28 protein-coding genes are annotated in these 26,354 nt (G+C 61.7%); 20 read left to right on the top strand and 8 right to left on the bottom strand.

The genetic code is table 11. The features are described 5' to 3' along the window. Nucleotides 1–27 precede the first annotated feature (27 nt). The 6 genes from G342_RS0115015 to G342_RS0114985 all read left to right on the top strand — a co-directional run bounded on the left by G342_RS0115015 (nt 28) and on the right by G342_RS0114985 (nt 5,519). Nucleotides 28–1,458: a phage tail sheath subtilisin-like domain-containing protein gene (locus tag G342_RS0115015; RefSeq protein ID WP_018183983.1), complete on the top strand. Its 1,431-nt coding sequence runs from the start codon at nt 28–30 to the stop codon at nt 1,456–1,458. Between the two features lie 70 nt (nt 1,459–1,528). Further along, complete coding sequence (locus G342_RS0115010) at nt 1,529–2,044, top strand: phage major tail tube protein (RefSeq protein WP_018183982.1); 516 nt, start codon at nt 1,529–1,531, stop codon at nt 2,042–2,044. A gap of 11 nt (nt 2,045–2,055) precedes the next feature. Beyond that, on the top strand, nt 2,056–2,352 hold the full coding sequence (locus tag G342_RS0115005; protein WP_018183981.1) for a phage tail assembly protein: 297 nt from the start codon (nt 2,056–2,058) through the stop codon (nt 2,350–2,352). Nucleotides 2,353–2,483: 131 nt separating this feature from the next. Next, nucleotides 2,484–4,880: a phage tail tape measure protein gene (locus tag G342_RS0114995; RefSeq protein ID WP_040878890.1), complete on the top strand. Its 2,397-nt coding sequence runs from the start codon at nt 2,484–2,486 to the stop codon at nt 4,878–4,880. Further along, complete coding sequence (locus G342_RS0114990; protein ID WP_018183978.1) at nt 4,880–5,305, top strand: phage tail protein; 426 nt, start codon at nt 4,880–4,882, stop codon at nt 5,303–5,305. Before G342_RS0114995 ends, G342_RS0114990 begins: the two co-directional genes overlap by 1 nt. A gap of 4 nt (nt 5,306–5,309) precedes the next feature. After that, complete coding sequence (locus G342_RS0114985) at nt 5,310–5,519, top strand: tail protein X (protein ID WP_018183977.1); 210 nt, start codon at nt 5,310–5,312, stop codon at nt 5,517–5,519. On the opposite strand, the gene G342_RS0114980 is transcribed toward G342_RS0114985, so the two are convergent. Together G342_RS0114980 and G342_RS0114975 are read right to left on the bottom strand one after the other, a co-directional pair. Next, nucleotides 5,503–5,883 (bottom strand): hypothetical protein, encoded by a 381-nt coding sequence (locus G342_RS0114980; protein ID WP_018183976.1) that lies wholly within the window; start codon nt 5,881–5,883, stop codon nt 5,503–5,505. The genes G342_RS0114985 and G342_RS0114980 overlap by 17 nt on opposite strands. A 58-nt stretch (nt 5,884–5,941) precedes the next feature. Further along, the gene (locus G342_RS0114975) at nt 5,942–6,334 is read right to left on the bottom strand and encodes a hypothetical protein (RefSeq protein ID WP_156830958.1); all 393 of its coding nucleotides are present in this window, start codon (nt 6,332–6,334) and stop codon (nt 5,942–5,944) included. A 36-nt stretch (nt 6,335–6,370) separates the two neighbouring features. Here G342_RS0114975 and G342_RS0114970 point away from each other — a divergent pair, with 36 nt between their 5' ends. The 8 genes from G342_RS0114970 (at nt 6,371) to G342_RS0114935 (ending at nt 10,749) form a co-directional block, all read left to right on the top strand. Further along, a complete protein-coding gene (locus G342_RS0114970; RefSeq protein WP_018183974.1) occupies nt 6,371–7,513 on the top strand; it encodes a phage late control D family protein in 1,143 nt (380 codons plus the stop codon). 42 nt (nt 7,514–7,555) lie between these two features. Further along, nucleotides 7,556–8,053 (top strand): TIGR02594 family protein, encoded by a 498-nt coding sequence (locus tag G342_RS0114965; protein ID WP_018183973.1) that lies wholly within the window; start codon nt 7,556–7,558, stop codon nt 8,051–8,053. Between the two features lies 1 nt (nt 8,054). After that, nucleotides 8,055–8,339 (top strand): hypothetical protein, encoded by a 285-nt coding sequence (locus G342_RS0114960; RefSeq protein WP_018183972.1) that lies wholly within the window; start codon nt 8,055–8,057, stop codon nt 8,337–8,339. Further along, on the top strand, nt 8,336–8,716 hold the full coding sequence (locus tag G342_RS0114955) for a hypothetical protein (protein ID WP_018183971.1): 381 nt from the start codon (nt 8,336–8,338) through the stop codon (nt 8,714–8,716). Before G342_RS0114960 ends, G342_RS0114955 begins: the two co-directional genes overlap by 4 nt. Beyond that, nucleotides 8,697–8,876, top strand: coding sequence for a hypothetical protein (locus G342_RS26055; protein ID WP_018183970.1), 180 nt, complete (start codon nt 8,697–8,699; stop codon nt 8,874–8,876). The genes G342_RS0114955 and G342_RS26055 overlap by 20 nt, the downstream gene beginning before the upstream one ends. Continuing rightward, nucleotides 8,873–9,130: a hypothetical protein gene (locus G342_RS0114945; RefSeq protein WP_018183969.1), complete on the top strand. Its 258-nt coding sequence runs from the start codon at nt 8,873–8,875 to the stop codon at nt 9,128–9,130. The genes G342_RS26055 and G342_RS0114945 overlap by 4 nt, the downstream gene beginning before the upstream one ends. Nucleotides 9,131–9,379: 249 nt before the next feature. Then, nucleotides 9,380–10,138, top strand: coding sequence for a KilA-N domain-containing protein (locus tag G342_RS0114940; RefSeq protein WP_018183968.1), 759 nt, complete (start codon nt 9,380–9,382; stop codon nt 10,136–10,138). A 119-nt stretch (nt 10,139–10,257) separates the two neighbouring features. Further along, a complete protein-coding gene (locus tag G342_RS0114935) occupies nt 10,258–10,749 on the top strand; it encodes a hypothetical protein (protein WP_018183967.1) in 492 nt (163 codons plus the stop codon). Nucleotides 10,750–10,857: 108 nt separating this feature from the next. On the opposite strand, the gene G342_RS0114930 is transcribed toward G342_RS0114935, so the two are convergent. The 3 genes from G342_RS0114930 to G342_RS0114920 all read right to left on the bottom strand — a co-directional run bounded on the left by G342_RS0114930 (nt 10,858) and on the right by G342_RS0114920 (nt 12,084). Beyond that, entirely contained in the window at nt 10,858–11,481 is a 624-nt protein-coding gene (locus tag G342_RS0114930) for a thermonuclease family protein (RefSeq protein WP_245557280.1), read from the bottom strand. A gap of 115 nt (nt 11,482–11,596) precedes the next feature. After that, on the bottom strand, nt 11,597–11,902 hold the full coding sequence (locus G342_RS0114925; protein WP_018183965.1) for a hypothetical protein: 306 nt from the start codon (nt 11,900–11,902) through the stop codon (nt 11,597–11,599). Next, a complete protein-coding gene (locus G342_RS0114920) occupies nt 11,899–12,084 on the bottom strand; it encodes a hypothetical protein (RefSeq protein WP_018183964.1) in 186 nt (61 codons plus the stop codon). The genes G342_RS0114925 and G342_RS0114920 overlap by 4 nt, the downstream gene beginning before the upstream one ends. Before the next feature lie 332 nt (nt 12,085–12,416). Between G342_RS0114920 and G342_RS0114910 the strand changes: the two genes are divergently transcribed. The 5 genes from G342_RS0114910 (at nt 12,417) to G342_RS0114880 (ending at nt 20,179) form a co-directional block, all read left to right on the top strand. Then, nucleotides 12,417–12,692, top strand: coding sequence for a hypothetical protein (locus G342_RS0114910; RefSeq protein ID WP_018183962.1), 276 nt, complete (start codon nt 12,417–12,419; stop codon nt 12,690–12,692). A gap of 418 nt (nt 12,693–13,110) precedes the next feature. After that, complete coding sequence (locus G342_RS0114905) at nt 13,111–14,097, top strand: hypothetical protein (RefSeq protein WP_198010802.1); 987 nt, start codon at nt 13,111–13,113, stop codon at nt 14,095–14,097. A 234-nt stretch (nt 14,098–14,331) separates the two neighbouring features. After that, entirely contained in the window at nt 14,332–15,126 is a 795-nt protein-coding gene (locus tag G342_RS25720; RefSeq protein WP_198010801.1) for a M4 family metallopeptidase, read from the top strand. Between the two features lie 1,570 nt (nt 15,127–16,696). Then, on the top strand, nt 16,697–17,470 hold the full coding sequence (locus G342_RS26050; protein ID WP_156830957.1) for a hypothetical protein: 774 nt from the start codon (nt 16,697–16,699) through the stop codon (nt 17,468–17,470). 1,710 nt (nt 17,471–19,180) lie between these two features. Beyond that, entirely contained in the window at nt 19,181–20,179 is a 999-nt protein-coding gene (locus G342_RS0114880; RefSeq protein WP_156830955.1) for a hypothetical protein, read from the top strand. Between the two features lie 492 nt (nt 20,180–20,671). Here G342_RS0114880 and G342_RS26660 read toward each other — a convergent pair whose 3' ends face one another. The 3 genes from G342_RS26660 to G342_RS26030 all read right to left on the bottom strand — a co-directional run bounded on the left by G342_RS26660 (nt 20,672) and on the right by G342_RS26030 (nt 23,867). Beyond that, nucleotides 20,672–21,049 (bottom strand): catalase, encoded by a 378-nt coding sequence (locus tag G342_RS26660; RefSeq protein WP_156830972.1) that lies wholly within the window; start codon nt 21,047–21,049, stop codon nt 20,672–20,674. A gap of 226 nt (nt 21,050–21,275) precedes the next feature. Continuing rightward, nucleotides 21,276–21,812 (bottom strand): hypothetical protein, encoded by a 537-nt coding sequence (locus G342_RS26035; RefSeq protein ID WP_156830954.1) that lies wholly within the window; start codon nt 21,810–21,812, stop codon nt 21,276–21,278. A 1,503-nt stretch (nt 21,813–23,315) separates the two neighbouring features. Next, nucleotides 23,316–23,867, bottom strand: a complete 552-nt coding sequence (locus G342_RS26030) for a hypothetical protein (protein WP_210162355.1) — start codon at nt 23,865–23,867, stop codon at nt 23,316–23,318. Between the two features lie 570 nt (nt 23,868–24,437). Here G342_RS26030 and G342_RS0114865 point away from each other — a divergent pair. Beyond that, nucleotides 24,438–25,778 carry a hypothetical protein gene (locus G342_RS0114865; RefSeq protein WP_156830952.1) on the top strand — a complete coding sequence of 447 codons (1,341 nt, stop codon included), beginning with the start codon at nt 24,438–24,440 and terminating at the stop codon, nt 25,776–25,778. Nucleotides 25,779–26,354: the final 576 nt, after the last annotated feature.

Below are 26,354 nucleotides of genomic sequence, written 5' to 3'. Positions count from 1 at the left end.
CAGGGCCATACCGAAAGGAGAGCCGCAATGGCTTCTGTGTCCTTCCACCACGGCACGCGCGTATTCCAGAGTGCCGAAACGCCGGTCCTTGTCCGCACGGCGCAGACCGCGGTGATCGGCCTGATCGGCACCGCCGAAGATGCCGATGTGACGAAGTTCCCGCTCAACAAGCCCGTCATGATCCTGCGCCCACAGGATGCCGAGGGGCTTGGAAGTGACGGCACGCTTGCCGATGCCATCGACAGCATCTTCGATCAGGTCGGCTGTCCTATTGTCATGGTCCGTGTCGAGGAAGGTGCGACGGTTCCCGAGACCTGGGCCAAGCTGGTCGGCAGCCAGGTCGCATTCACTGGCGTGCACGCCTTCCGCCGAGCTGTCTCCGATGGCCTCTACAAGCCCAAGCTGCTCATCGCGCCCGGTTTCACACAGGCGTCGCCGGCGGATGGCATTGCGTCCATCGCGGTGACGGTCGGCGGCACCGGCTATGTCGATGCAACGACCGTGGTGACGATCGCTGGCGCCGGCGGCAGCGGCGCTGAGGCGAAGGCCGTCGTCGAAGCTGGCATCATCACGTCGATCCTCGTCACCAAGCCGGGCTATGGCTACACCGGAACCATCACGGTGACGATCACCGGAGCGGGTTCGGGCGCGACGGCGACGGCGACCAAGGGGTCGACTATCAACCCGGTTGTCGCCGAGCTTATGGGGGTCGCGGAGAGCCTCAAGGCGGTGGCCTTTGTCGACGGGCCCGACACGACCGACCAGGCTGCCGTGCAATATCGCGGTCTGATCAATTCCGGCCGGATATTCGTCTGCGATCCGAAGGTTCTGAAGTTCGACACGGAGCAGGCGCTCAATGTGCCGCAGCCTTCGTCGCCTGTCTGGGCGGCGCGGCAGGCCAAGATGGACCTGGAGCAGGGCTTCTGGTGGGCGGGCTCTAACGTCGATGTCGCCGGCATCGTCGGCATTAATCGGCCGATCGAATACGGCTCTCAGTCGAACTACCTCAACGAAAATCGTGTCAATACGATCGTCAACATCAACAATTCCGGCTTCCGGCTTTGGGGGGTGTGGACCTGCGATAGCGATCCGCTCTGGCAGTTCGTCTCGGTTCGCCGTACCGCCGACGCGATCAACGAGGCGCTCGAAGCAGCCTATCTCGAGTTCGTTGACAAGCCCTTCGGCAAGGCGAACCTCAAGTTCCTGGTTGAGGCTGGCCGCGCCTATCTCCGCACCATGGAACTCGAAGGCGCCATCCTGCCCGGTTCGGACGTCTGGCTGCTCGATAGCAATACCAATGAGGAATTGACGCAGGGCATCATCAAGCTCGGCGTCAAGTTCGAGCCGCCGGCGCCGATGGTCGATATCCGGATCACCAGCCATCGCCACATCGCGGCGTATGAGCTGCTGCTCAACCAGGTGGCGCGGGAGATCAGTTCCGGCTCGCTGGCTGCCTAAGGCCGTCTCTGGCGCCGGTCGAAAGCCGGCGTCATGCCCCCATTGTCCTCGAATTTGAAAGGTGGCTCTTATGCCGTCGCAATCCGACATGCCGCGCTACATCCTGCGCAACTGCACCATTTTCGCCGATCGCGTTTCCAAGATCGGCCAGGCCAGCGAGATCACGCTGCCGGTCCCGGCCGTCAAGGTCGAGGAGCTCCGCAATGCCGGGATGGTGATGCCGATCGACGTCAACATGGGCTACGAGAAGATCGAGGGCTCGTTCAAGCTTACCGGCTTCGATCCGCAGGCGATCACCCTGTTCGGCCTCGCCGTCGGCGTCGAGAAGGAATACATGGCGACCGGCGCGCTTGCCCATGAGGACGGAACGATCGTCAACGCCACCGCCTATCTGCGCGGCATGTTGATCAAGAACGATCACGGCTCGTGGAAGCCGGGCGAGGTCGGCGAGAACGATCACGCGATCACGCTGCGCTACTACCGCCTCGAGGTCGATGGCCGCGTCCTCATCGAGATGACGCCGTTCGATGTTTCGATCGGCGGCCTCTCGCAGACGAGCGCCATCCGCGATGCGCTGCTGGCGTAAGGGGCGGGATCATGACCGAAAAGACCGTAACCGTTTCTCTCGACGAGCCCGTCAGCCATGACGGCAAGACCTACGCCAGCCTCACGCTCCGCAAGATGAAGGCCAAGGATCTCGTGGCAGGCGATCTTGTCACGGGAGACACTCGCCGGGCCTTCGCGATTTTCGCCTCGATGGCGGGCGTACCGATCGGCGTGATCGAGGAACTGGATGTCGACGACTTCGAGCGGCTTGGCCAGGAGGCGGCGCCTCTCATGGGAAAGTCGGCGCAGGCGGCCATGACAAAGCCGCCGGCGCAGGCGGCGCAATAGACGCGGTGGCGACGCTGGCTCGCCACCTGCATACGCCGGTCAGCGAGGTGGAAGATATGGAATGGGACCGCTTCGGCGCCTATTCGGCCTCGCTTGGGCGCATCCTGAAAGCAGAGAGCGGGAAGTAGGGGATGGCGACTCTCACATCGAAACTCATTGTTGAGCTTCTGGATCGGGTGACAGGCCCTTCGCGTGCCGTCACCTCAGCCCTCGCCCGTATGAATGCTGCGCAGGCGCGCAACAATGCCCGCCTCGATGCTGTCCGCGGACGAATGATCGAGACTGGTGCCGTTGCCTACGCGCTGGCGCGGGCCGTGGCTGCACCTGCACGGGCGGCCACGGCGTTCGAAACCAAGCTGGAGGACATTGGCCAGAAGATCGACGCGCCGATCTCGGCCCTGCCGAAGCTCGGTCTGGAGCTGAAGGCCGTCGCGCGCGACACGACACAGACTGCGGCCGCGATCGCAGAAGGCATGGACGTGCTGGCCGGCATGGGGGCGAGCCGCGAAGACGCCCTCGGCCTGCTCAATCCGATTGGCAAGGCAGCAACGGCCTACAATGCCGAGATCGCCGACCTCTCGCAGGCGGGTTATGCGGCGCTCGACAATCTCAAGGTGCCTGCGCTGGAGTTCGGCAGGGCGCTCGACGCCATGGCGCAGGCCGGCAAGGCCGGCGCTTTCGAGCTCAAGGATATGGCGCAGTATTTCCCGACGCTTGGCGCCGGATACCAGGCCTTAGGCCAGACGGGCGTGCCGGCCGTGGCTGATCTCGCCGCCGCTCTTCAGATCGTTCGCAAGGGTACGGGTGACAGCGCCAGCGCCGCGACCAATTTGTCGAACATCCTGCAGAAGGTGAACGCTCCGCTTACCCGCAAGAACTTCGCCAAGATGGGCGTCAACCTCGAAAAGGAGATGAAGAAGGCCGCCAAGAAGGGAATGACGCCGATCGAGGCGATAGCCGACATCACCAATCGTACATTGAAGGGCGACCTCGGCCGCCTCGGGGATCTGTTCTCCGATGCTCAGGTCCAGCAGGGTTTGCGCCCGCTCATTCAGAACCTCGATCTCTATCGGCGTATCCGCGCCGAAGCGCTGGCCGCGCAGGGTGTTGTCGAGGCAGACTATCAGCGCCGGCTTCAGACCGGAGCTATTGCAACGCAGCGTTGGGCGATCGCATTCGAGGGCCTGAGCCTCGCCATCGGCAGCGCGCTCTTGCCGGCATTGACCAGCCTGGCGAACGGACTGGTCCCCATCGTCAATCGAATTTCCGAATGGACCGAGAGGCACCCTGCCTTGACGCAGGCCATTGTTGCCACGACCGCCGCGCTCGTTGCGCTTCGTGTCGCCGCCATCGCAGCGCAATTCTCCCTTCTCTGGATGAAAGGCGGCGCCATTTCCGCCGCCACCCTGGGGCTCAGCGGTTTGTCAGGCGCAGGCAAAATCGCCAGCGCGGCCTTGCTTCCGGTCGCGGCAGGCTTTCGCGCTCTGCGTACGGCCATGATCGGCTATGCGGCCTCCGCCGCGATCGCTGGCAATGGCGCGGCGCTGTCGGCCCTAGGGAGCAGTCTGCTCGGGCTGCTCAATCCCTTGCGTCTCGTCACGGTCGCCATGCGCACCCTCAAACTCGCGGTGATCGGCACGGGCATCGGCGCGGTGCTCGTCGGCATCGCCATGGCGGGAACGTGGATCTATAACAACTGGACGGGAATCGCGACGGCTTTTGAAGCCTTCAAGGGCGCGTTCATGCGTGCCATCGAGCCAGTACTCCCGGCGGTTCAACCTGTCATCGACGTGTTCTCGTGGCTTTTCGATGTCGTCTCCAGCCTGGTCGGTCCCGTCGATGAACTGGGAGGCGGCTGGAGCCGCGCCGGGCTCGCGGCCGGCAGGTTCGCTGGTGATGTCGTCGTTGCCATCGTCCAGCTTCCCGACAGGGTTGCCGAGGTCTTTCGTGAGATGATCACGCGCCTCGCGACCTTCGGGACGGAAATGGTCGCGGCCGGCAAGGCGCTGATGATGTCGCTTCTGGAGGGCATCAAGGCCGGTGCGGCCGAGGTTCTCAAATACGTGGCTGGTATTGGCAGTCAGATCAAGAAGAGCATTTCCGGCGCCGCATCCGGTGCCTGGAGCAGCATCAAGAATGCGGTGGGTCTCGGAGGTGAGAGCCCCGCTATCACTGGCACTCGCGCTGCCGGTGGTCCTGTGCGGGCGGGTGGCACCTATCTGGTGGGCGAGCGCGGGCCCGAGCTTGTCACCTTCGCTCGCAACGCCTTTGTCAACAGCGCGACGGCTACCGCCCGGATGGCGCGGAACGCGGCGCTTGCATCAGCGGTTGCCGCGCCAGTCGCCACAGGGGCGGGAGGTTCGGAACGGGCCATGCAGGCGCCAAGCGTCAATATGGGCGGCGTGTCTTTCGTGATCCATGCCGCGCCGGGGCAATCGCCGCAGGCCATCGCGCAGGAAGTAAAGCGGACGCTTTCGGCTGAGCTGCGAGCGCTGTCCGGTGGCGCCTATTCCGACGGAGCGAATTGATGGCGATCCCGATGGCGCTCGGGCCATTCATGTTTCACAGCCTGCGGTTCGGCTACAACGGCATCCGCCGCGATCTGTCGACACGCTGGGCCGAGATCCCTGTCGTCGGCGGGCTCAATCGCCTGCAATGGACCGGCGGCGATGACGATGCCGTGCAGATCGAGGGGGTGATCTTCCCGCATGAGTTCGGCGGGCTCGCCACGCTGGAGGGGGTTCGTGGCGCGGCGGCGGCGGGCACCGTGCTGCCGCTCGTCACGCTGGCCGGCAATGTCTACGGTATGCATGTCATCGAGGGCGTTTCCGAGGATCAGTTCTTCCACGATGCCCTCGGCCGGCCGCGGCGCGATGTGTTCCGGCTGCGGCTCCGGCGCTATACCGGCGGAGGCTTCTCGCCGCTCTCCATTCTTGCGACCTTGTTCGGGTGATCCCATGGCCAGCTACACCACCCGCCAGGGTGACATGATCGACGCCATCTGCACCCGCGCCTATGGCGACGAGAGCGGCTATGTCGAGATCGTGCTCGACGCCAATCCCGGCCTCGCGGCGCTTGGCGTGCCGCTGCCGATCGGCACGGTCATCGACCTGCCGGAGATTCCTAGGTCGCGGGAAGCCGTGGCCGTGGTCAGTCTGTGGGGGTAGAGCCTGGAACCCATTCCAAGGATTGGGCCATCGGTATCCCGTTCTTGATGGTCACCAGCAGATTGGCAACGCAATCTGGACCAACCGATCTGTTGGTGCATCGTTCGACCAGCTCAATCTTGGTGTCGCTGGGGAGCTCGTCGCTGTTGACATAGAGGGAGCCGACCGTCTCAATCTTTGAATTGACGACGGCGCAACTGAAATCGCCGACTGCGGCGGAGAAAATCGGACAGCGGACTGCTACCGGCTTCCCTTCGAACTCCTCCGGGGAAAGCGATAGCAGCAGGAGGGCGCGCCGTCGCTCTGCCATCTCGTCCGCCTGTGCTGCCTGCGCGCCGCCAAGCAGGACGGCACACAAGATCATGATCCCTCGCTTCACCCGAGCCCCCTCTCGCAATTTCGACGACGAGCCTATCGTTGGACTAGTCGATCTCCCATACCTTGAAGAACGACTTCCCCGAGAGTTTCGCGGCTTCCTTGGCTGCTTCGTCGCACCCGATCTTGTCGACGACGCGGGCAGCCTTTGCCCGCTCATCGTCGACCATGGCTTTTGCGAATTCGTAGTCTTTGGCGGAGAGATGATTCCCCATCACTGCATCCGGGCGAACGAAATAGTTCTCGCACTTGTCTTCGATCGCCAGGACCGTTCCCCAGAAGATGCCAAAATCCACGGCATCGTCAGCCCATGCGACCCCGCCGGAGGCGACCAGCGGAAGGGCGGCCAACAGAAGCCCGCGTTTCAATTTCGTCATTGATTTACCTGGCTGGCGGCCTGCGAGACGCCCCTGAGAAGTATCGTTCTCTTCAACCTTCATTCCCCATTGCCCCGTGAATAGAGCGGGAATTTGTCCATGAAAACACCCGTCGCCGAAATAAAAGTCAACGGCAGGCCGGTCGCCTCGCTTTTCAACGAGCGCCTGATCTCCGTCACCATCACCGACAAGGAAGGCGTGACATCCGACACGATCTCTTGCGATCTGAACGATGGCAATCCCTTTGCCGCCATCCCGCAAAAGGGCGATACGATCACCGCCTCACTCGGCTATCTCGAAACCGGGCTGGCCTTTTTCGGTAGCTATACCGCCGACGACCCGGAGGTCCGCTGCCTGCCGTACGGTATGACAGTCAATGGTAAGGGCGCGAATGTCCGCGACCAGGCCAAGCAGCATCGGTCGCGCCACTGGGACCAGAAGACGGTAAAGGACATCGTTTCGCAGATCGCCAGCGAGAATGGTCTCTCGCCTATCGTCGACCACGAGATCGGCGCCCAAGAATATGAGTGGTTCGGCCAGCAGGACGAGAGTGACCTGCATGTCGTCGAGCGCCTGGCGCGCCGCCATGGGGCGCTGTTCTCGATCAAGGACGGCAAGCTGATCTTCGCGGCGAAGGGCAGCGGCAAGTCGGCGAGCGGCAAGGATCTGACCGAGGTCGTCGCATCCCCCGCCAATATCGTCGAAGGAACCTGCCGGACGAACTTTGCCTATCGCAACAAGTACAAGAAGGTGAAGGGCCGAATCCAGGACAGGGGCAAGGCCGAGCTGGTCGAGATCGAGATCGAGAGCGACGTGGACGGCACTGCAGAATACACCCTGCCGGAGCCCTATGCTGACGAGGGCGAGGCAGGCAAGGCGGCTAAGTCGAAGGCCGAGGCGCTGAAAAGCGAGACGATCCGGACTTCGGTGACTTTGTTCGGCGACCCCTCGATCCGGGCCGGCGCGCCGTTCCGCTACGCCGGCGTCCGCCCGGGTATCGATGAGCTGCAATTCATCGTTGAGACGGCAACGCACACGATCTCCAAGAGTGGCTACACCACGCAGGTCGAGGCCAAGCTCAAGCCGAAGCCGGCGAGTGGCGAGGCGAAGGGCGAGGGCGGATCGCCGTCGAACGGTGATGGCGCAGTTGGCGAGGCGCCATCGGGCGGCAGCGCGCCCCCCACGCCGACGATCCCCAAGCCCGTGGCCCCGATCGGCCAAGGCGGCATCGGCAGCCGGTAGCCTCTCGGCACTGATCAATCCAACATCTTCCGGAGACGACAAATGGACGATCCCAAATGGGTCGCGATTGCGCGTGGCTATCTCGGCCTGCGAGAAATCGCGGGTGGCCGGCACGATCCGAAGATCCTCGAATGGTGGAGGGCGATCGGCGCGCCCTGGTTCAAGGATGACGAGACGCCGTGGTGCGGCGCCTTCGTCGGCGGTGCTCTGGCCGAGGCTGGTATCGCGCCTCCGGCGAAAGGGGCGGGCGCATCGGCTCGCGCCTGGCTGAACTTCGGCGTTCGGTTGAGCCGCGCGGCCTATGGCTGCATCGTCGTCTTCGAGCGCAGCGGCGGAGGCCATGTCGGCTTCGTCGTCGGCCAGGATCCGCACGGCAACCTGATGGTGCTCGGTGGCAACCAGGGCGATGCGGTCAACATCAAGCCATTCGCCCGTGCCCGCGTGCTGGGGTACCGCTGGCCGTCTGTCTATCCGCTCGCGGAGCGCTTCAATCTGCCGGTGCTGTCGAACGACGGCCGCCTCTCGCAGAACGAGGCGTGACATGGCGGATACGTTCCCGAAGCCATCCTGGCGCGTCCGGCGCGCCATCATCATCGGCACGCTGATCTTTTGCGCCGGCGAGATCCTCTATCTGACCGTCTGGGGGCAGGACACCGACCTCGCCGAGACGATCGCCAACGGCCTGATCCTGCTCGCCGCCTCGGTGATCGGTGCCTACGTCTTCGGCGCCGTCTGGGATGACCGCAACGTCATGGCCATGAGCTGGGCAGGGCGTCGTCGTCGCGGCGTGGACAATGCAGACGAGCCGGCGGGGGGCGGCGAATGATCCCCTCCATCTTCGGCCTCAAAGGGGTGGCCATCGCCGCGGCGATCGCCTTCGCCCTCGGCGCCTATGCGAGCTATCGCGTCACAGATGCCTTCGGTGAGGCGAAGGCCCTACGCCTCGAGCGCGACCAGCTGCAAGGCGCCCTCGACGCCGCCAACGAGACGATCACCCGCAATGCCCGCCTGACGGCCGGCGTCAATGACATCGCGATCCGCGTCAATCGCGCGATCGCTCAGCTGAGAGAGGCGGCCGGCGATGAGGCAATCACGCGGGATGATCCTGTCTGTCGCTATAGCGACGACGAGTTTGGCCGGTTGCGTGAGCGGATCGACCGCGCGGCCGCCGCCGGCGGTCTTCGTGCCCCCGCTGGCCCCTGAGATCCGCGAGCCCTGCGCGCCGCCGACGCCGAGCCGAAATCCGCAGGTGATGGCCAGCCGGGCGATCGATGCCTATGGCGTCTGCGCCATCAAGCATGCGGGCGCTGTCGGTGCCTATGATCAGGTCGCGATCGAGCTTGGAAAGGGGCGGACGCGATGAAGCAGCCGGAACACGAGCCCGTCGCCGAACGCTATGGCGACCTGCCGGAGGAGACGCGGCGCATGCTGGAGGAGCTGCGACCGGATGAGGTCGCATTCCTGCAAAAGCTTATCCGTATGGTGATGTCCTTCGGCACGGCGGGGAGGGCGTTCGCCTATGTGGCGGGCGCCATCCTCGGCCTGGTCATCGGACTACCGATGCTGATCGAGGCGCTGATGAAGATCTGGAACTGGTTTCCGCACAAGGGGCCATGAAGGTGGTCCAGGTCCAGAAAGTTACGGATTTTTAATTATTTTCGATCGAGGGCTTGAAGCCGGTTGCGGTGTCTCCCACCTGCAAGCGACTGTGCATCCCGCACAGTAAAAAGGCCAGCGTCCCCACGCCGGCCTTTTAGTAGAAACCAGTCCGAGATAGCCCTCGGTCCAGTGATGTTAAGCGAAACATAGGTGTGCTGACGCCTATGTCAAGGGCTATTTCGGGCTCCACACAGGAGCATCGAAACGATGCAGACGCACTTTGATTTGATTCCCCATGAGGCTCAGGGAGCCATCATTTATCAGCGCCCGACGGACGGGTACATCAATGCCACCGCAATGTGCCAGGCATCAGGAAAGGAGTGGTCCGGCTACCGCCGGCTCGGGACCACTGGAGACTTTTTGGATGCGCTCGAGTCCGCCCTGCAGATTCACAGGGCGGATTTGGTTCAATCGATTAGTGGTGGCGATCCGCGACTGCAGGGGACCTGGGTCCATCCGCAAGTAGCCATCAATCTTGCGCAATGGTGCTCGCCGGAATTCGCGGTCAGGGTCAGCCAGTGGGTTTCCGACTGGTTGAGTGGGCGCGGCGGCCCCGTCAAGGCGGAAATTCCGTATCACCTGCGGCGCTACATGGCCAATCAGCAGAACGTTCCTGTTGGACACTTTTCGATCCTGGCGGAATTGACCCTTGCTTTGATCGCTCCGATGGAGGCCATGGGATACACGCTGCCAGAGGCGCTGATGCCAGACATCTCTCACGGTAAGATGTTCTGTAAATGGCTTCGCGATGAGCATGGCGTCGATACCGACGCGCTTCCAACCTACGTTCACGTCTTCGAGGACGGTCGTCGAGTGCGGGCCAAAGCATACCCCGAAGCGCTCCTGGCAGCGTGGCGTAGCCATTTCCGAAATGAGTGGCTGCCGCTAAGGGCTACCGACTACTTCAAGAGCCGCGATAGCGCGGCTTTGCAGTATCTGCCGAAACTTCTGCCTAAGCCCAATTAATCCAAGACGCGCCCGCCTGATATCGGGCGGGCGCGTCGCCAAGGCGTCACGCCATCAAAGTGATCTAACATCAGTCTCGATCGGGAGCGGCCGACGAGCATTACTCAGTTCGAGGAAACATGAAGGACGAACTCAAGCAGACCCTGGACGCCGCGTTTCAAAGGCACGAGGCCTCGAAGCGCGCTGCGACAGAAGCCAAGCAAGTTGCTGAGACAAAAGCACAAACGTTCCTGCGCGATTTTATCGAGGCAAGGGACACGATCATTCGCCCGGCGATGGAGGAAATTGGGGAATACGTGCGGAATCAGGGATACGTCTTCGAGGTCTCGACGGAAGATGACAAGCCGTCGCCCGATGGGCGGGGACGCTCAATTGCTGCGTCTATCAGGCTGACGTTCTTGCTCGGAGACCGCCACCGCCCTTCATACGAATATCCTGGTCTTTCGGTGATTTGTGAGAAGCAGCAGCAGAAAGTCCGTTTCCACGAAAGCACAATGTCACCCGGACGCGGCGGGCACGCCGGCCCCGCAGGAGAAGCCACGTTGAACAGCATCACGAAAGAGATGGTTCAGGAGAAAATTTCGAAGGTTGTGGCCGAAATCTTCCGTTGACTAGCTAGGGGCATTCTGGCCGGCACTCGGCCGCAGCAGAAGAAGATCGAATATGAGTCTGAAGTGCCTATAGCCCGCAGGCTGGGGTGCTTCAGCCACTTGCTGCGGCTACCGCCCCCAGAATGGCGCGCGCCATCCAGCGGCAACAGCCTCGCCCTCATCACAAAACCACCGCTCGCCCTGCTCGACGCTGACCTTGGTCTTCGCATACCAGGGCGACCAGGGTGCGTGATAGATGTGCTCGCCCTTGCGGTTGATGTTGCCCTTGATCGGGCATCCCTCGGGTGCCTGCTGCTTGGCGACATCCCATCGCTGCGCGCGATAGTCCCAAGGTGTCTGACTCTCCTGCTCCCAGACGCCGACGCCAGCGGCGCGCGCCTCGTCCTCGGCATCGACGTAGTCCTCGGAGTATTTGCGGAAAGCCCAGGCGAGACCTTCCTTGACCATCAGTCGGCCGAGGTCGAGACCGGCTGCTTTGCACACGCCGAGTGTGCGGCCATAGACATCGGTTCCACGGTCGTCGCAGCTGACGTCAGCCTCGGCCACGGCACCCTCGAGCGCGCGGATTGCCGCTTGGCCGCACTGCCATGTGCCGCCGCCTGGCTTCCTGCAGCTTTGGCCGGCCTCGGGAGCGTCGATGCCGTAGATCCGGATCGTGGCCCCGTCGACGCGCAGGGTGTCGCCGTCAATGACGTGGACCTCGGTCGCGAAAGCGGGGAGGGCGATGAGCATCGCTACGATCAGAACGGCGGGCCGCATGATTCCACCTTGAGTGAGGATCGGAGTAAGATCATCCTCCGGTTGCGGCCTGGAAGGCAACACGGTGGTGAGGCGGTTTGGGTGAGCGTCATCGCTCCCATTCGTCGCTGAAGACCTTCTCCTCGCCCCGCATCAGGCACTTCAGCTCCCATGCTGTCTCCTGGCATCGCCGGCAGAGCGGCCGGCACGGTTCGCGCTTGACGTTGTGCCGCATGCACATGATGGCGGCGATCCGATCGCGGTTGGGATTGGCGATATAGGCGCGCAACGCCCGCAGGAGGAGGTCGGCGGTATCGTATGAGATCCGCGCGCCCTTCTGCTGGCTCACCTTCTCTTGCAGCCTGGCGCAGATCGCCCATGGCGAGAGCGGGCGGCCCGTGTCGTCGCTGCTCATTGCTGATCCGGCAGGCGGCCCCGAACGAAGCCATAAGACATCCGCTCCGCCCGACTGTCGGCAGCCATCAGCAACGTCTCGATGACGGCGAGCGCGTCGCCATTATGGGCGGCGAGCAGGCTGTCCACCCGTTCGTCGAGGGTGCGTTGTTCGTCATGTACGGTCTTTGCGGCTTGGCCCATCGCGCCCTCCTGTAGGCTTATGTTCCTATTTTGTTCTCACTGGTGCGAGAGTCAATCGGCCTCCGGTTGAAGCGTCCCTATGTCCCCGATAGGCTTTGGTGCGGGCGTCTTGGGAGGGCCGGGGGGGATGGTTAGCGACGTCTGGCAAAGGGCGGTCCTGCGAGCCCTCGTTTTCGCCACCATCATCGTCATGAGCATCTTGCTCTGGTGGTTGATCCTCCGGCTGTTCATTGCGGCCGGGCCGCTGCCGGCGCCGGTGGCGCCTGGGGCGATTGGTCAGTCTCATCAGGTGTCGGGAATCGGATAGGAAGCGGGCAACCTCAGGAGACCCCATGCCCGAAATCACCCGCCGCACGTTTGTCGAAGGTAAGGGCGTTGTCGCCGAAGAAGAGGACTGGAAGTCGCGCCAGTTGGATCTCGAAGTCCGAGGCTGGTCGTCCTATTGCGTGTTCGTGGCCGGCAGGGCGGCCGACGCGCTTCAGGGGGAGATCCGGAAGAGCCTTCCGAAGACGTTTCTCCAGGCTGTCGAATCGCATCAGCCGGCCGGTGTCTGGGTCCGCGGTGCGCGATGGGAACTTGAGGCCGCGATCAAGGCGTTGGCGCTCTAGATAAACGAAAGAGGCGGCCCTCCCAGAGCCGCCTCTAAATCGCTCCCATCCGCCCGGTAGGGAACGTTGTTCAACAAAATCAATGGCTCGGAGAGCCTACGAATCTGGTGCCGACCGTTCCGCTCTTATGGTGCAGCCATGAGAACACAGCGGAACGATGCGACACCAGATTTTGCAGACTATACCGCGAACTGCTTGATTTCATTGACCGAGGTCGCCCCCTTGCGGGTCGATTGCTGGGCATGGGCAGGGCCGTGCACGGTCACGACAAAAGCATAGGTTTGCGCAGGAAGGTTCGCGCTCTCAATCCTGATTTAGTGTGTCGTCGCAAGACGACGACGTCCCTATTTTACCGAGAGGGGTTAGTTCATCCCAGATTGCCAAATGATCGTAGATGCGATATCCGTTCAATATTTAGTTGACGCTGCGTCAACTCGGCTGTTTTGTAATCTGGGTGGCAATCAATAGGTGGGGTGTCGAAATGCTAAGGCTTAAGTTGCAAGATTTCGCCACAGAAGCAGGCGTCGGAGAGAAAAACACGGTCTCTAACGGGCAAGACAGTGGCGCCAACAACCAGATGGCCGCACTCTTCTGGAACTGCATGCGGCATGGGACAACCTCGCAGGCCGTCGACGTTGGCGTCTCCATGGTGCCTTTCGCTGCATCCGCAGGCAGCCCCCAAACAACGTCCGCCGGTGGGATGAATATCGGCGGCCACGGCAACGAGGGGCTCCTCGAGACTGGCATGGGTCAAACTGGCCCCTACGATGTCGAGAAGTTTATGAGTTTATACAATGAATATTCATGGGGGCCTCAGCTTGATCGAATCAGGCCGACGCCGATCACACTCATCTCCATCTGGTCTTGTCACACGGGCGCGGGTCAGGACGGTGCTGATTTTCTGTTCGACGTGGCTGTAAGATGTGGCCGGGCAGTGCGCGCGCGCACCGGCTTCACGTACGTGAACAGCCAACAGATTTGGTTTGAGGCCAACTCCGTGTGGCAGGTTGCGACTCCGGCCAATAGGCCGGCTCCAATCCAGGCTCCGACCCCACACTTCATTCCCGGGGCCGTAGCGCAAATCGAGGTCGCTGGCATGGACATGGAGCCGGACCAAGTTACTAAACTCGTGATTGAGCGAGTAGACTTCAAGAATGTGAGGTCGGCTGTTAAAAGCGCGACTGACGGTGCGGCTGCAATCGTCGCGAAGGCGCTGTTTTTACCCGGCGCAATGGAAATGGATGTTGAAGTGATGGGCTTCATCACGGCAACAATTACACTGACGTTCAAGGGTGGAACAACCGCCACATTCGACGTATACAATGATCGCCTGGCAATCGAGAGGGGCAGTAAGACGGGTTATTACCTGAAAGGTCAGTTGAGCAAGCTGTACGAGATGCTCTGACACAGGAAACTCTCATTCATGTGTATTTGTCAGGGGGTATCCCCGTCAGTGCTTAGTTGGCTGTGCGAGGATCCCCGCGTTCCTTCTCACAGTCAGCAAGCCTTTCGCTCTGCGCTCGCGTTTGTAGATCGATGGCAAGGGCTACGTGAGGCATACCGTACGCTGCCACCTCCAGAGCGATCTCTTTCCACGCAACCAGACGTTTTCGTATTCGATTGTCATAACACCGAGTCAGTGCCGGGAAAAATTATTCCAACACCGGAGAATTGCACCGACCCGACTGCATTTGAAGCGCTTTCTTATACGCGAAATTTCATAGTCTTTATGGATAAGATCTTTGCCAGAAATTCCCTCGATGATGCTGGGTTCACAGTTATCTCGTCGGTGCATTACAGTCGAAGTTATCCAAACGCGTTTTGGAATGGCTCACAAACTGCATTTGGCGATGGAGACGGGCTGATCTTCAAAGGGATGACAAATGCTGACGATTTTGTTGGTCATGAACTCGCACACGGCCTTACGCAGTATACCGCCAAGCTCAAATACGAGGGTGAAGCGGGCGCCCTGAACGAAAGCATCTCCGACATCTTTGGCTCCATGGCGCGGCAATGGAAGCGCCGCTGGACCGCTGAGACAGCCGACTGGGTGATCGGTAGTGACATGATGGGCACGGTAGCAATCCAAAACAACTGGCTTTGTCTTAGGAGTCTCAAGGATCCGATGGCAATTTCGTCTCTCTCTAAGCAAGCAATGCATTATAGAGACTACAATCCTGATGGTTGGCCTCACGATAATAGCGGTATATCCAATCACGCCTTCTTTCTCGCAGCGCAGGCGCTCGGAGGGTATTCATGGGAAAGCTATGGCAGGGTGTGGTATGGGGCGATGACGGGAACGGAAATTCATCCTCTAACTACATTCAAAGAGTTTGCGAGCATAACCTTGGACGAGGCCCGGCGTCTGTTTCCGTCTGCTCGCCACGTCGAACAGCACTTAAAGGGGGCGTGGCAGGCCGTTGGTGTAATCTAGTAGCGCTGCATTCGAGTGTAAGCACGGGCTAGACAATGAGGCCTCAGAAGGGCCGCCCTGAATGCTATTCTAGACAAGGCGCCTTTAGTTAGGTGATTGTTGTTAAATCGACAGCAGAGATATCATAATCCGCGTGTCGGGGGTTCAAGTCCCTCCTCCGCTACCAACTTTTTCTATGTTATCTGTGCTTTTTGCGGTGTGCTCTGCGGCGCCTTTTTGGTCTATTCATTTTTGTTGTTTTTTCTCGGCATTTTTGTTCGGTTGGTGTTCGTGCGCTCGATCTTGTGGCGGCCTGGGCGGGTCTTTTTTTTGTGGTCTTTGTCGTCTGTGTTTTGGTTCTCGTGCGGGTGCTTGTTCTGCGGGCGTCTGTCGGTAGTCGTGGGACTGTGGTAGGCCGGTTGGCGGCGGTGGGTGGCGCCTGTGTTGCTATTTGCGTGGTGCGTCTGCCGGGTTCGCCTCCGTGGCTTTTGTTTTGGTTTTGCGATGGGCTTGGATCTTCTGGGGGTTGGGCTGGTGTTTGTCGCTGTCTTGCCTCTTGTTTTGGGGCTTGGCGTGGTGGTCTGCGGTCGTGTCTGTGGGTGCTTGTCCGGTGCTGGGGGGGGGCGTGGGGCGGCGTTGCTTGTTTGTTGGTTTGGCGCCGTGGCCTTGTTTGGCCTGGGTAGGGCGGGCTTTCGCGTTGTGGCGCGGTTGGTCTTTCGCTCGTTTGTTGCTTTTGGTGTTCGGAGGATGTTTCCGTGTGGCGTGTCCGTGCCGGGGCCGATCGTGCTGGGCTTTGGGATCTGTGTCGGCTCAGCCGCGCGGTGGTCCTCGCGTTTTTCGTGGGTCCGTGTCTTGTTGGTTTTTGGGTTGTCGGTTGGTCGTTGTCCCTTGTTTGCTTTGGGGAGGGGGTTGTTTTTTGCGCTCTCGGGTTCGTTGTTGGTGCTGCTCTGGGTTGCTTCGGGGTGCCGGCGCTCTTTGGCGGGTGTTGTTTTGTGTGGGTGCTAGGGGCGGTCGCGGCTCTGTGCGCTCTGGGGTGGGCGGCTGTCGGGGGGGTGTTCTTTGTGAGGGTGCTTTCTCTATCGCGTGTCTGTTTGGTGTTCGGCTCGCGTGCGCGGGTTCGGTTTGTTGTGGTGTTGCGGCGTGTGGTTGAGCTGGTTGTTTTTGCCGGGCGTTCCGGCGTTTGGCTTGTTGTCCTGGTTGGGCTTGGCGTTGCGGTTCTCGTCGTGTACTTCGGGCGTTTTGGGGGCGGTGCGGATTCGGGTGCCGGTGTTGCTCTGTTCGTTGTCGACCTTTCCGGATTTGTGCTCGTGGTATTCGTTGCCGCTCTTGGTGTTGTTCGTGGCCTTGGCGGTTGTTCGCTCTCGTCGCTTTGCTGTTGGTTTTTGGGGGTGCAGCGGCGTGTGTTTTTTCTTCTCGCTTTGGGTCTGGCTTGTTGTGGTTGGAGTGTGTTGGGGTGTTGCCGGGGTTTCGGCCGACGTTTGCTCGGGGTTGCTCGGTTTGGGATTTGGTTGTTGGCTGCGCTTCTTGGTCTGCTGGGGCTTGCTGTTCGGTGCGGGTGCGTGGCTGTGTGGTCGGCTGCCGGTCTCGGCGGTTGTTCATTCGTTCTTTCGCTGGCGCAGTGTTGCTACGTTCCTCGTTCTTTGGCGTTCTCGGTTTTGTGTTGTTGGGGGGGCGTCTTCTTCTTGGTGTGGTTTCGCGTTTTTGGTGCGTCTTCTGGCGTTTTGTCGGCCGGGTTCAGGGGGGTCTCGGCGGTCCGGGTTGCGGTGGGGTTGAGCGGGATTCGGTTCGGCGCGGTGTTGTCGTGCACGGCGTTGGTGATGTCGTTGATGGTGCGCTTGGTGTTCTCGTCGTCGGCGAGGGTCTTGGGGCGCCTCGGGTTGGTTGGGGGGGGTGTGTTGTTGATGGCCGCCGCGGTGTTCTTGTGCTGTTGTGTCTGGTGGGGCCTCTTTCGTTCGCCCTGGGTTTTGGTTTTTGGGGTGGTGTCGGCGTGTTCTTCAGTGTGTTGCTCTGGTTTCTGGGGCTGGGTCTGGGATGCTGCGTTTTTCAGGTGCCGGTGCTCGTGCCCTGGTTGCTGGTCTGTTTCTTCCTCCGGTCGGGGGCGCTGTTCCCGTGGCGGGCCGTGTCCCGCGCGGTGTCGTTGGGGGTGTTGTTGCGCCTGGCGCGCGGGTTTGTTTGGGTCTGCGTGGTCGTTCTCTGTGAGGTGGTTTGTGGTTCGGTGGGCGCCTTCGCGGGCGGATGGATGGGCGGTGGTTCGGGTTTTGCGGGGTTTGCCGCGCTTGCTTTTTTTGACCCTCCGCTCTGGCTTGCCCGGCGCCTTCGAGGCCGGGGCGTTGTTTGTTGGTGCGGGCTTTATGTCTGCTTCTAGGGCCGTCTTGGGGTGTTTCTGTTTTGGCGGGGGGGGAGTGGTGTTGGCGCGGGCGGCGGGCTGCCTTTCGCCTTTTTTGCTGTTTGATTTGGGGTTGGCCTGGTTCGTGTTGATGTTGTGGTGTTTGTCGCGCTGCTGTTTGTCCGCTTTTTCCGGGGTGGTTCTTGTGTGTCCTTTTGCTCTCTCTTTTTTTCTGCGCGGGTCGCCTGGGTTGGTGGTTGCCGTCGCTCGTCTCGCGGTCTTTTGGCCGCGTCGTGTCGGGGGGTCTCGGCGCGTATTGGGCTCGGTTGTTTTCCATTGTTCAGCCGTTGCCCTCCTGCGTTCGTGATGCGGGGGTGTTGCGGTTGGCAGTCGCTTCCTGGGGCCAGGGGTGGGTCGGGGGGTTTTCTCATTTCGGCCGGTTGCGTTCCGTTTTTGGGGGCGTTGGCGTCGGCTGTGGTTGTTTGTGTTCCGGGCGGGGCTGGGTTTCTGGCTCTTGTTGGGGGTGTGTGGCCCGTTTGTTGTGCTTGTCGGCTTTGGGATTTGGTTGGCTTTGGTCCCTGTTGGGCCGTGGGTTGTGTTTCTTGTTCTTTTCCTGGCGCGTCTGGTCGGGGCGGGGCGCCGGTTCGTTTGTGTGGAGTTGGTCTTTGCTCGGTTTTTTCGTTTGGTTGCTGGTGGTGTGGTATTGTTCGCGCGCTTTAGCGGCGGTGGTGGGGGTTGGGTCGCGGTTTGGCGTGTTGTTTTAATCCTGCAGCCGTTCGTTGTGCTCCTTGTGGATGCCGTGGCTGTCGTCGTGGGTCTTTCCGGGGGGGGGCTTGTTCTTGGGTTGGCGCGCCTGTTGCCGCTTGTCTTCGTTCATTTTGGTTTCTTCGCGCTTCTTCTGGAGGGCCGCGGTCTGCGCCGGCGTTTGTTCGCGCTTTGGCTTCTTTGGTTTTGCTTTCATTGTTTGGCTGTGGGCTTGTTGGCTGTCGTTGTTGTTCTGCCGGTTTGGGTGGTTGCGGGTTTTGGTTTTCTCGTTGTTCTTGTTTTTTTGCAGGCTCTGGTTTTCGGGGTTCGGGGGTCCTTTCCAGGGTTGTTCGTCTCTCGTTGGCGTCGTTCTTGGTTGCCGTGGGGTTGGCGGTGCGTTTCGCGGGGCTTTTGCTCGGGCTCCTTGGGGCGGGCCGGCGCGTGTCTGTCCGTGGGTCTTTTCGGGTGCGTTTTGTCGAGGGTGCTGATGTGGATGTTGGCCTTTTGGGTGGTGCTCCTTGAGGGTCTTGTGCCGCCTCCTTTGTGGCAGCTCGGCCCGGTTCCGGTACCGGTCACGCCTGATTGTTTTTCGTTGTTCGGGTCCGCTTTGGCCTAGGCGCGATGTGCTGTGCCCTTTCCGTTGCGTGGTTCCGCGGCGTTACATCGGCCCCCCTGGATCTGGTGGCGGCGTGCGGTGTCGTGGTCCGCGGCGGCGAGATCTCGGTCCTTTCGGATTCGTTTTTCTGGCGCTGGCGGTCTGCCTGGTCCGATGCTTTGCTCCGGCTCCTCGGCGTCCTGGTTCTTGTGGCCGATTGGGGGCTGCGGGTCGTCGTGGCTGTGATGGGCGCTGTCGGCGGATGCCGGGTGGTGTGGGCGGGCTCTGTGGGTGGCCGCGGGGCGTCGGTTCTTGTTGACTAGGGCGGTCGGCTGCTCGGTGTGTCCGCGGTGCTTGTGTTGCGCGCGTGCGTTGTGGCCGACGTCCCGCTCCGCGGGGCTGAGGTGGAGGTGCTTGATGGCGGTGTCGGTGCGCTGGAGCGCGCGTGGGTCGACGTGGGCTTCGGGCTTGCCGTCGCTTCGGTGGTTGGTGGGCTGGGCGTTGTCGGGGTTTCTTGTCTGGTCGCCCAGGGTTTGGGCGGTTGGTTCGGAGGTCGCGTTCTTTTTCTCGGGGGGCTGTTGCGGGGCGTGGAGGGGTGGTTCGTGGTCGCCGTCGGTCTGGGGGCTTCCGGGCTTGCTGTTGTCGGGCGTCTGCGTGGCGTTGTTGTGCGTGGTGAGCGGGTGGGCTGGTGTGCGGTCCGTTTTCGGCTTCTGGGTGTGCTGGTCCGGGGTCGGCAGTTTGTCGCTGCCGCGGCGTGCGGCCTCGTGTTCGGCGGGTCGGTTGTTTCTATTTGGGCGGTGGGGGTCGGGCTTTTCTTGGTTCTGGTGGGGGGGGCTTTTGTTGGGGTGGCCTCCGTGGGGCTGCGGGCTTTGCTTTTGCTTGCCGGGTTTCTTTTTCCGGTAGCTGTGGTTCGGCTGGTTGTCGTGGTGGGGGTTGCTTTTGGGGCGTGCGCGTCCGTTCGGTGTTTGTTTCTGCTGTGGGGCGGTGTGGCCTTCCTTGTTGTGCGTCTCTGTGGGTGCGTCTTCTGCGGGAGCCCGGTCGTTGTTCTCGTCGTTGGCGGGTGCGCGCGGGTTGTGGACGTCTATTTGCCGGTCCTTCTGGAGGTGATGGGCGTGGCGTTTGGGCGCGTTGTTTGGGCGGTGGTTGCCGTTTGGCCTGGCTGGGGGCTTGTTCTGGGTTTGGCGTTGAGCGCGCTTCCGGCGCTGTCGCCGGGGTTTGTTTGGGGGTTGGCTTTGCGGTCCTGCTTTCTGTGTTCTGCCGTTTCCCTGTTCCTTCTGGGCGGCTGGATTCTGCGGGCTGTTCTGTTGCGCAGGGCGACTGCCTGGGCGGTTGGGCCGTCCTTCCTGAGGGCTGCTGTTGGTGGGGTGGCGCGCTTCGTTTTCTGTTGCGTGGGGGGCCGGCTTTTCTGATCTGTGCTTTCCGGGCTCCCGTTGTGGCTGTGCTCGGTTGTGTGTGGGTTTCCATTGTTGGTGGCGGTGCCAGTGTGGTTCTGCGGCGTTGCTTTTGGGCGCTTCGTTCTGGCTTCGCGGTTGCGGTTTGCGGTTTGGTTTGCCTTGAATGTTGGCTCTCTTGTCCTCTCGGGGGGCTTTTCGGGGCTGTGGGTTTTGGCCTGCTCCGGCGTGCGTGCGGTGGGTTGATGGCGGGGTGGCGGGATCCTTGGTGTTGCTCCGTCTCGTGTGCCGGGCTTCTGGCCTGTGTGGCATGGCGTGCCTTCCTGTGTTGTGGGCCGTCTGTGGCTGTGGGCTGCTGGGTTGGGGGTTTTGGTTTTTGGCGTGGGCGGGGTCGGGGCGCTTGTTCGTTTCGTGGGTGCGGGCGATGGGTGTGTTGTTGCTGACGCTCTCTCTGTTTGTTTCTTTGGTGTGGGAGTTCGCTGTGCGGCTGTGGCGTTCTGGGGCTGTCTGTCACGCGTGTTTGTTGGCGGTTGTGGTGGTGGACCTCGCGATGACGGGCGTCTGCTGGGCGGTGGTTTGCCTTCTGTGCTGGCTGGTCGGTTCGGCGCGGGTTTTGTCGGTTTCGGCTTTTGCCTGTGCGCGGTAGTTGTTGGGGTGTGCAGCGTTTTCGGGGATACGTTCGTGGTCTACGTGACCGGTCTTTTTCGGGCCGTGGAGGTCTTGGATCCGGGGCGTTCCGCGGCTGCGCTGGCGGGTGGTGTTCTGGTCGTCGGCGTCTGGGTTCCCTTTGTGGGTGGTGCGGGGCTGCTCTCGGTTGTCGTGGGTCTTGTGGGTCTCGCGTCCGTTGCGACGGGGCTTTGCGGGGGCTTTCGGGCTGTTTTTGTCGATGTCGTGGTCCGCGGGTTGGTGCCCGGGGCGGTGCGGCTGGTGGTGTGGGTGGGGTGGGTGGCTGCCAGGGCGGGGGGGGGCGTTGCGTTGCTTGTGGCGGTTTGCGGACTGGGCCTGGTTCTGGTGTGCTCCTGGTCTGCTTTTTTTTTGTGGCTGTTCTTCCGGTGGCTCGTGCTCTTTTGTGTGCTGCGCGTTTCTCGGTTGCGTCGCCTTCGCTTGGGCTGAGTCATGCGTGGTTTGTGTCGTTGTTGTTTTCTGTCGGTGTCGTGGCTGTGGGCTTTTCGAGGGTTTTTGTTGGTTCGGTTTTGGCTTTGGTTTTCACTCTGGGGCTGTGCTGCCTTTGGATTCTTGGTTCCGGCGTTGTTTTCATGTTCTCTATGCTGATTTTTCCGCGCGGCCTGTCGTTTACGTTTTGGATGCTCTTGTGCGGTGGCTTCTCCTTGTAGGCCTGGTGTCTTCTGGTCTGCTTGGGTGTGGGTTTGTGGCGGCGTGTTTTGCTGCTGGCGTTTCCGGCGGCTTTCCGTCCCGCGACGCCTGTGTTGCCGGCTCTCAGCGTTTCGTTGAAGATCCGGCGCGGGATCGTCTCGCGAACGGGGGGTGCGCGGATTTCTCGGCTGTTGTGCGTGCCGCCGCCGGGCTGTGGCGCGGTGGATCGGCCGAGGGCGGGGCGATGCCCGTCGTGTTGGTTGCGTTCGAGGGCGGCTTGCCGCGTGGTTACGTGGGGGGGCGGTTTGGGTCGGTGTGTTTTTGTCTTGTTGGACACCTGTTCGGGCTGATCGACGGCGGTGCGTTCGCTGCCGTCCTTGGGTATGTTGCGGGCCGCGGTCTGCGTGGTCGGGTCGAGTTGCTCGGGGGCGGTGTTTTTGGCGGCTGCTGCCGTTGGTGCTGGTGGCTGTGCGTGGGTGGGCGGGTTCTTCGTCGGTCTTTGCGGGGTGGTGACCGGCTTGGGTATGTTCTGTCTCCGCGGCTTCGTCGCGGTCGTGTGTGGCGGATGGCTGGGGGGGTTGTCGGCGGGCGCGTCGGCAGGCTGCGTCGTGGGGGGTGCTGCTGGCTTTTTTGTGGGTGCGCTGATTTGTTGCGGGTTGGCGGGGGGGGGGGCTCGCGTGTCTGCCGCGTGTGTGCTTGGTGGGTGTGTGCTGGTCGGGGCGTGCTTGATCGTTGCGGGTGTGGGTTGGTCGCGGGTGTTGCTGGCGGCTGGATTTGGGTTTGGTCGGGGGGTTCGCTGGCCTGGCTGTGGTTGGTCGGGTTGGATCGGCTTGTCGCCGGCGTCGCTGCGGGCGCGGTTGGCGCTGCGTTTCGTCTGGTGCTGGATCCAAAGCCTGCCTTGCGGCCGGTGGGGCTGGCCTTCCGTGGGGCTGCTTTTTGGGTTCTCCTGCGTGGGGTGCCGGCCGGTGCTTTCGGGGTGATGTCGTGCGGTTTTGACTGGTGTTTTGCGCGGTTTGTCGGTTCGTCCTGGTTGGATCTGGGGGGGTCGTCGCCGTGTCCGTCGCGGTGGTCGTCGGGGATGGTGTTTAGGCCGTTCTTGGTCCTTTGGGCGGGTGGTTGCGTGGTTTTTGTTTGTGGGCCGGGGCGTGTTGTGCCGGTGGCTCTTCGCTTTCTGTCTGTGTGGGGCTTCGAGTGCTCCTGTCGTTTCGTCTGTGCGGGGGCGTGGGTTTGCGTTGGTTCTTTGGACGGCCTCTGGTGTGGGTTGGTTGTCTTCGGCTCGGGGGTTGGCGTCCGTGCTCCGGCCGTTGGCGCTGCATGGTTTTCTTTGGTTGCTTTGGCGCTTGGTGCGCTCTGGGTCGCTTCTGGGCTCTTTTTGTCGGTGCTGTTGGGCTATTTCTTGAAGGTGCGGCAGGTGGTGGTGCGTGCCGGCGGGGCTCGGGGGGGCTGGGGGCTGTGGGGCTTGGGTGCTCGTGGGGTTTCGGCTTGTGGGTATCGCTTTGTCTCTGGTTCCTCGGGCGCGTGTTGCGCGCGGTTGGGTGGTGCTGTCGCGGGCACTGCGTTTGTTTTCGGGGGCTTGTTGGCGTTGTGCTTGTGGCTGGGGGTGCGGGCTCTGTGGTCTCTGGTCGTTTATGGGGTCCGGCTGGGCCTATTTGCACGCGTTTGTTTCGCGGTCAGTGGCGCGGGTTCGTGTTGATGCCGGCTTGTCTGTGTGGCCGGGTCCCGGCTTGGTTTTTCGGTGGTTCGTGGGGGTGTGTCCTGGGGCTCGCTTGGTCGTCGGGAGTTGGCTGACGGGGCCGCGCTGTTCGGTGGTCAGCTGGGCCGCTGGTACGTCTGGCGGTGTCTAGGGTCGGGTGTTGCCGGTGGTGTTCGTTGTGGTTCGTCTTTGGGCCTCGCCGGGCTGGTGCTTCCGTTTCGAGTTGGTCATGGCGTTGGTTTTGGGGTGCTTGCTCTCGCCCGTGATCGCTGGGGTGTTGGTGCTGGTCTGGTTGGGCTCGTTCGGCCAGCGCTCGGTTCTTTGCTTTGCTGTCGGTGTTTGCTGCTGCGCCTGTTGCGTTTTGCTGTGCGACGTTGGCTTGTCTCCGTTTTTGTCTATGGCTGTTGCTTTGGTGTCCGGCAACTCTTCGCTTGGGGCCTTCGGTGTGTATTTGGCGGCACCCGCCTTTTGGGCCGCGAGGCTGCCCGTCGTTTTGGGTGCTGGGTTGACATCGTCTAGGGGGGTTTTTTCTTGCAGCGTGTTGGGTTTGGCGGGGCGCTCGCGGCTTGTTTCGGTTTGGGGGTTGTGGTGGAGGGTGGTGGCCTGGGTGGCTCGTGCGGCCGGTGGGGCCGGCGCTGGTTCTGCGGTTGCGTTGGTGTCGAGCTTTTGGCCGTGGCTTGCTCGGGCTTTCTGGACCATCGTGGTTTGGCCCGGCTCCTGGTTGCTTTTGAGCGTGGCTGTTGGGCGGTTCGGCATCTTCGTTCTGTTTGTGGTCGTTGCCTGGCCGCGGCTCTCGGCGCGGGGTGGCTGTTGGTTTTTGCCCTTCCTTGATGGTTGGCGGTGTTTGTATTTTGGAGCTTTGGGCGGCGTTGGTTGGAGCGTTGGCTCTCCGGTCTTTCTTGCGTCGTGGTGCGGTCGATGGCTGGCGGTCTTCTGGTGTGGTTTTTCGGTTTGCTCTTGTGTGGAGTTTCTGTTCGAGTCGTCTTTGGTGGTTTGCGGTCTGGTAGGGCGGGGCTTTGGGGTTGCGCTCTGTGTGTTCCCGGAGGGTGGTGGGCTCGGAGCTCTTGTCGCGCTTGGGTTGCGTTGTTTCTCGGGTTGCTTTCGTTGTTGATTCCGGGGGTTGGGGTGTTTTTTTGGCTCGGGGGGGGTTTTCCGTTTTCGTGTTCGCTCCTTTCGCTTGGGCTTTGTTTTGGTTCTTGGTCCATTTCTGCCTGTCCGTTGCTTTTGCGCAGTTGGCGGTGGCGTGTTTTTTGGGACGTCGATCGGGTGTTGAGTTTGGTCATTCGTACTGTATCGGCTGCGGTGCTGGGCGTTATGGCAGGGGCCTGTGTCTGTTCTGTGGCTTGGCCCGGCTGGTGCTGCGCCTCGGATGTGCTGGAGGGTTTGACGGTGCGTTGGCTATCTTGTTCTGCACTGGTTCGGGTCTTTTTCGTGGCCTTGTCGAAGTTGGTTTTGCCGGGGCGGGTGGTGTCTTGTCTGCTGTTTCGGCGGTTGGTTTTCGTGGGTGGGTTGTTTGCCGTGTTGTTGATGGGTTTTCTGCGGATCTTCTGGCGGGCTGGTGGTTTGTTGTGCTTTCCGGGTGTTTTGCTGTGGGTGCGTCCTTCGGCGCTGGCCTTGCTGCTCTGGTGTGGGACGGCGTTGCTTTTGTTTTCGAGGCGGGCCCGTATCTCGATGGGGTCGGGCTTCCTGGTTCTGCTTGCTTCGGTCGAGATCTTCGGGGTGGCTTTGATCTGTCCTTGCGTCTTTGTTGTGGCGGTGGGTGTGCAGCGCGTTGGGTCTGGCGTTTCGTTCAATGTGTTCGGGCGGGCGGCCTCAGTGTTGTTTCGTGTTTCGTTTTTGGGGATGCTGTGGTCGCTGTCGGAATCTTCCGGGGCGTTCTCTCGTGTTTCGGCCTGCATGGCCTGGGGTCTGGCCTGCACGTCGCTGGTTGAGGGCATGTTGTTGCTGAGCGGCGTGGGGAGGTCTTGCGTGGCTGTGTATGTGCAGGGCTGGCTTTTTTGTTTGTCGCGGTCTGTCTCCGCGTTGGGCTGGCGCGGGTGGCGCTTGATGTCGGTGTTGAGCGTCGCGTGGTCTGGTTGGGCCGTGACGATTTTTGGGGTGTGTTTCGCCACTGTCCAGGCTGATTTTCCGACTGTGTTGCGGCTGATCATTGCCCCGGTGGGCGTGCGCGCGCGGAGGCGGTTCATCCGGTTTTTGTGCCGGGCGAGGGTGTTTCGTCGCGTGTTCTTCGTGCGTGCGGTCGAGTTGTCGATGGCGGGTGGGGCGTGGTTGTTTTGTTCGCTGGTGCTGTGCGGCGTGACTATCTGGCTCGCTTCTTTTTGGTGGCGTGACTTTGCGCCTTGGGTCGTTGGGTGGCGTTTTGGGAATTTGGCGGTCTGTGTTTGGTGGTTGCTGGTGGTCGGGGCGTTTTGGTCGGGGTTGTCGGTGCCTGCGTGGTGTGGGTGTTTGTTCTTGCGCGGGAGTTTTGGCTTGGGGTTCTCCTCGTTCGCGCGGTCGGTCGTGTTGCTCGTGAGGGGATTGCCGCGCTGGGCGGTGTCCTCGTCCTTCCCGGGGCTGGGCGCTGTGTTTCTGAGGGAGCGGTTGGTGGGTGTGTTGGTGAGGTTGTTGTGATTGTTGTGGGTTTCGCTGATCCGTTCGCAGGTGGGCCGGGGGTTGGTCGTTTTCGCCGGTGGTGCGCGGCGGCTTCGGTTGGGTGTTTCGCGCTGTCTTGCGTTTTTGGGGGTGGGCGTGGGTGCCTGATTTCGGGCTCTGGCGATTTTTGTACGTGGTTTGTTGCGCTCTTCTGGTGGGCTTGGCTTCCCGTGGGATGTGGTTGTGCCGCTGCTCTTCGCGAGTGGGTTGTTGCATTTGTAATGGGTGGCGAGTTCGGTCTGGGGGCCGCTGGGGGGTTCTGGGTCTGGGGCCGGTTTTTCGTCGAGTTGGTGTTGGCAGGTTGTGGCGCTGGGCGTGCTGCGGCGGTTGGGCGCCCGTCGGGTTGTGGTGTCGGGGCTCCGGGGCTGCGCTCGGGGGAGCTATTGGGCGCTGGCGTTGGTGGTCTTCTTGGTGTTTGTCGGCGGTCGCTGTCGGTGTTTGTGTCGGGTGGCTTGGTTCGGCTCGTGGGTCTGCTTGGTTGCTTGTATGGCTGGTCGTTCTGGCTGTGTTGCTTTCTTCTTGTCTTGGTCGTTGGGTTCCTGGGGGGCGCTGGGT

This window comes from Kaistia granuli DSM 23481 (assembly GCF_000380505.1).
GTDB lineage: Bacteria > Pseudomonadota > Alphaproteobacteria > Rhizobiales > Kaistiaceae > Kaistia > Kaistia granuli.
Note: the sequence above shows the minus strand (reverse complement) of the source record. Positions and strands in the feature narration are given on the sequence as shown.

What these genes read in the sequence shown, in the direction of transcription:
- G342_RS0114955 (WP_018183971.1), top strand. Translation starts at nt 8,336, where the DNA reads ATGATCCCCTCCATCTTCGGCCTCAAAGGGGTGGCCATCGCCGCGGCG.
- G342_RS0115010 (WP_018183982.1), top strand. Translation starts at nt 1,529, where the DNA reads ATGCCGTCGCAATCCGACATGCCGCGCTACATCCTGCGCAACTGCACC.
- G342_RS26030 (WP_210162355.1), bottom strand. Translation starts at nt 23,867, where the DNA reads ATGGTCCAGAAAGCCCGAGCAAGCCACGGCCAAAAGCTCGACACCAAC.
- G342_RS0114930 (WP_245557280.1), bottom strand. Translation starts at nt 11,481, where the DNA reads ATGCTCATCGCCCTCCCCGCTTTCGCGACCGAGGTCCACGTCATTGAC.
- G342_RS0114960 (WP_018183972.1), top strand. Translation starts at nt 8,055, where the DNA reads ATGGCGGATACGTTCCCGAAGCCATCCTGGCGCGTCCGGCGCGCCATC.
- G342_RS0115005 (WP_018183981.1), top strand. Translation starts at nt 2,056, where the DNA reads ATGACCGAAAAGACCGTAACCGTTTCTCTCGACGAGCCCGTCAGCCAT.
- G342_RS0114995 (WP_040878890.1), top strand. Translation starts at nt 2,484, where the DNA reads ATGGCGACTCTCACATCGAAACTCATTGTTGAGCTTCTGGATCGGGTG.
- G342_RS0114985 (WP_018183977.1), top strand. Translation starts at nt 5,310, where the DNA reads ATGGCCAGCTACACCACCCGCCAGGGTGACATGATCGACGCCATCTGC.
- G342_RS0114975 (WP_156830958.1), bottom strand. Translation starts at nt 6,334, where the DNA reads ATGAAGGTTGAAGAGAACGATACTTCTCAGGGGCGTCTCGCAGGCCGC.
- G342_RS0114910 (WP_018183962.1), top strand. Translation starts at nt 12,417, where the DNA reads ATGCCCGAAATCACCCGCCGCACGTTTGTCGAAGGTAAGGGCGTTGTC.
- G342_RS0114940 (WP_018183968.1), top strand. Translation starts at nt 9,380, where the DNA reads ATGCAGACGCACTTTGATTTGATTCCCCATGAGGCTCAGGGAGCCATC.
- G342_RS0114935 (WP_018183967.1), top strand. Translation starts at nt 10,258, where the DNA reads ATGAAGGACGAACTCAAGCAGACCCTGGACGCCGCGTTTCAAAGGCAC.
- G342_RS0115015 (WP_018183983.1), top strand. Translation starts at nt 28, where the DNA reads ATGGCTTCTGTGTCCTTCCACCACGGCACGCGCGTATTCCAGAGTGCC.
- G342_RS0114970 (WP_018183974.1), top strand. Translation starts at nt 6,371, where the DNA reads ATGAAAACACCCGTCGCCGAAATAAAAGTCAACGGCAGGCCGGTCGCC.
- G342_RS0114925 (WP_018183965.1), bottom strand. Translation starts at nt 11,902, where the DNA reads ATGAGCAGCGACGACACGGGCCGCCCGCTCTCGCCATGGGCGATCTGC.
- G342_RS0114980 (WP_018183976.1), bottom strand. Translation starts at nt 5,883, where the DNA reads ATGATCTTGTGTGCCGTCCTGCTTGGCGGCGCGCAGGCAGCACAGGCG.
- G342_RS0114990 (WP_018183978.1), top strand. Translation starts at nt 4,880, where the DNA reads ATGGCGATCCCGATGGCGCTCGGGCCATTCATGTTTCACAGCCTGCGG.
- G342_RS0114920 (WP_018183964.1), bottom strand. Translation starts at nt 12,084, where the DNA reads ATGGGCCAAGCCGCAAAGACCGTACATGACGAACAACGCACCCTCGAC.
- G342_RS0114965 (WP_018183973.1), top strand. Translation starts at nt 7,556, where the DNA reads ATGGACGATCCCAAATGGGTCGCGATTGCGCGTGGCTATCTCGGCCTG.
- G342_RS0114945 (WP_018183969.1), top strand. Translation starts at nt 8,873, where the DNA reads ATGAAGCAGCCGGAACACGAGCCCGTCGCCGAACGCTATGGCGACCTG.